This is a genomic window from uncultured Cyclobacterium sp., from assembly GCF_963976465.1.
Classification (GTDB): Bacteria; Bacteroidota; Bacteroidia; order Cytophagales; family Cyclobacteriaceae; genus Cyclobacterium.
Genome location: NZ_CAXBOC010000582.1, coordinates 1 through 3,220 on the forward strand (window position 1 = coordinate 1; position 3,220 = coordinate 3,220).

The window sequence follows — 3,220 nt, forward strand, 5'->3', positions numbered from 1 at the left end:
CTCGTAAAGAGTTTTCAGCTTACGAGGCCATCCATGAAGCAGGTGTAAGGCGTTTTAGACCTATTATTTTAACAACCTTGACCACTTTTGGGGGATTGACCCCAATCATTCTTGAAACTTCTAGTCAGGCATTTCAGCTAATTCCGATGGCCATTTCATTAGGCTTTGGAATCATTTTCGCCACGGCCATTATTTTGGTTATTGTTCCGAGTCTATATATGATCTTTGAAGATTTGAGAGAAGCTGTAAAGCCCCAAGAAAAAAACAAAAATCTGGCTTAATTAAGCAGTTAATATGTGATTAATCTTCTTTCTCACCAGCAATTAATTTTAAAGTCTAGGCATTTTGGGGCAAAGGTTTCCTGCTAATCAGTGCCCAAAGGGGTTTTCCGTTTTCAGAAGCCCTGGCACCAATTGAAATGAGGAGACTTTTGGTAGTGTCTTCATCTGCTCCAATTACATGTTGTAGTGTCTGCAGATCTCGCCATTCATGAGCATCATCTGATAACATTTTCAAAAGTAAATCTTTCCTCGCTTTGTCTTTTCTGGCGGCAGCCTTTTCTTTTAAAAAATGTGCCAACCAAGTTCCTGCTAGGGTCGATAAGGACCCTATTACTACTCCCGAAAAACCGATAAAAGCAATCCATATATTTTCGGACATATATTTATTCTATTGGTTATCTACATTTTAAAATACATTTTTTTAACTACTGTACCAACATTTTATTCAAAACTATTTCGGAATCTATAAAAATTGAATGTTCAATTTCACTATTATTTACTAATACAATCACCAGTGGTTTGGTATAAATCCTTAGCTGGTTTTGAAATATAAAATGATTCGTTTTCAGTTTACCGAAATTAGGTGAAGAAATATAAATGGTGGTAAAACCTCCAGAAAATCCCTTCCTTAAAGAAATTTATTAAAAAAAATTAGTCTTTAGATACTGAACTAGATGTATTTTAAGGCGCTCTTTTTCAATATCTTAATCAAAATAAATTATGAACCCCAGGGGTATTTAATTTGCGGAATTTATAAAAAAGTTAAAAATAAATTAAACCTAGAGAGGGATGACTACTCAACCTGCGTCTAAAGAAGAAAATAAAAAAACAATAAATGAAAAAGATATTCATAATGCTCGCAATGGTTGCTTTTACTTCAATGGCTTATGCTCAAGTAAAGAGACCTGAACCTCCAACAACAGATGAAATCATAGAGATGGCTACCAAAGAACTGGGCTTATCCGATGAGCAGGTAATCGAATGGAAAAGCATTCACGAAAAATATGCTGATGTCATGAAGTCCCGAAAAATGGCCAAAGAAGCAAGGGCAAAAATCGATAATGAATTGCAGGCCACTTTAACTGGAAACCAGCTGGAAACTTATTTAGAAATAAAGAAAGAAAGAGAAAACCAACGACCAGCTAGGAGACCTCGGGAATAATGAGATTTAATTCATCTTTAATGAAAGGTCACCATTACTTCTTTCATTCAGCAACAAGAAATTGATGCAGTATTGTTTGAACTCAAATTTGACTAAAATGAAAAAAATGAAAATAAAACCCTTATTAGGGTATTCAAAATACCTGTATTTATTGCCTTTACTATTTGCTTTAGCTTCTTGCGTGGATGAAGTTAAGGATATTGTTGATGGGGAGGAAGAGGAAGTTGAGCTGATCATTGATGATACTGATTTTGAAGCTATTGACTGGACCACAGGTACACATAGCAATGATGCAGCCCCTGATTTTGATGAAGTATTCAATGATCAAGCGGTAAAAAGGCTGGATATTGTTATCACTGAAGATCGCTGGCAAACCATGCTAGGGGATATGACCAATATATATGGCACCTTTGGTTCTCGTGGTGGGGGAGGTGGTCCCGGTGGGGGCGGTGGTCCCGGAGGTGGTGGATTTGGTGGAGGTGCAGGCAATTTTCCAGATGAAGACCCTGTTTTTGTACCTGCTGAAGTATATTATGAAGGGAAAGAATGGTACCGGGTAGGCCTCCGCTTTAAAGGCAATTCAAGTTTACAAAGTAGTTGGCAATCAGGCATATTAAAGTTGTCCTTTAAACTAGATTTTGATGAATTTGAGGATGATTATCCACAAATAAAAAACCAACGCTTTTATGGTTTCAAGAAGTTAAGTTTGAAGAACAACTACAACGATAAATCCATGCTGAGAGAAAAGGTGGCGACCGAGATTTTTCGAGATGCAGGATTAGTTGCTTCACATACGGCCTTTTATACCGTATATGTTGACTATGGAGATGGACCGATTTATTTTGGATTGTATACCATGGTAGAGGAGGTAGATGATACCCTCATTGATACCCAATACGCTGATAACGATGGCAACTTATACAAACCTGATGGTGATGCAGCCAGTTTTGCTTATGGGACTTACGATGAAGATGAATATGTGAAAAAGACCAATGAAGACGAGGCTGATTTCTCCGATGTAGAAAGTTTATTGACCGTATTGCATGATGCTTCCAGAACTTCTGATCCGGCCATCTGGAGATCAAATCTTGAGGAAGTGTTTGATACCGATGTTTTTCTTAAGTACCTGGCGGTTAATACCATCATTCAAAATTGGGATACTTATGGACGGATGACGCATAATTATTATTTGTACAATGATCCGGACACTGATAAATTGAACTGGATTCCTTGGGACCATAATGAGGCCCTTCAAAGTGGAAACCAGCAGGGAAGTTTACCATTAAATTTCTCCGGCCTGAATGCCTCCGGTTGGCCATTGATAGGTTATTTGTATGCAGACGAGGTATATAAGGCAAAATATGATGCCTATGTAGCAGAAGTTATCAATGGAGCATTCAATACCAGTACGGTACAAGCAAAATATACCACTTATGCTGCTTTAGTAGAACAATATGCCACCAGTGAAATCAATGGCTATACCTTCTTGAATAGCAGTGGGGACTTTCAAAATGCAGTAAGCACCTTAATGTCCCATGCCACATCCAGAGCAAATGCGGTAAGTAATTACCTTAATGATTAAAAAAATAGTTAATTCAAATATTTAATACCCGATTATAGTTAGTAAGTAAGTTTAGGTTGTTTATGTTCACCAGTACCGGGAGAAGTGATTGCTTTGAAAAACTTCTTCAGGTGCTGGTTTTTTTGTTGTCATGGAATAATTAAAACCGGATGATGCAACAGGATCTCCTGAGCTTTCTCGGGGATAGTTGGAATC

Annotated in this window: 4 protein-coding genes; 3 read left to right on the forward strand and 1 reads right to left on the reverse strand. The window is 37.5% G+C overall.

What is annotated here, in order from left to right:
* A partial coding sequence (locus AAC037_RS22495; protein WP_339905775.1) for an efflux RND transporter permease subunit occupies window positions 1-281 on the forward strand: 281 nt, incomplete at its 5' end.
* A gap of 55 nt (window positions 282-336) precedes the next feature.
* Here the strand turns inward: AAC037_RS22495 and AAC037_RS22500 are convergent.
* Window positions 337-660, reverse strand: coding sequence for a hypothetical protein (locus tag AAC037_RS22500; protein ID WP_339905776.1), 324 nt, complete (start codon window positions 658-660; stop codon window positions 337-339).
* A 456-nt stretch (window positions 661-1,116) separates the two neighbouring features.
* On the opposite strand from AAC037_RS22500, the gene AAC037_RS22505 reads away from it, so the two are divergent.
* Window positions 1,117-1,443 (forward strand): hypothetical protein, encoded by a 327-nt coding sequence (locus tag AAC037_RS22505; protein WP_339905777.1) that lies wholly within the window; start codon window positions 1,117-1,119, stop codon window positions 1,441-1,443.
* A 97-nt stretch (window positions 1,444-1,540) separates the two neighbouring features.
* Window positions 1,541-3,025 (forward strand): CotH kinase family protein, encoded by a 1,485-nt coding sequence (locus tag AAC037_RS22510; protein ID WP_339905779.1) that lies wholly within the window; start codon window positions 1,541-1,543, stop codon window positions 3,023-3,025.
* The last annotated feature ends 195 nt before the right edge of the window (window positions 3,026-3,220 follow it).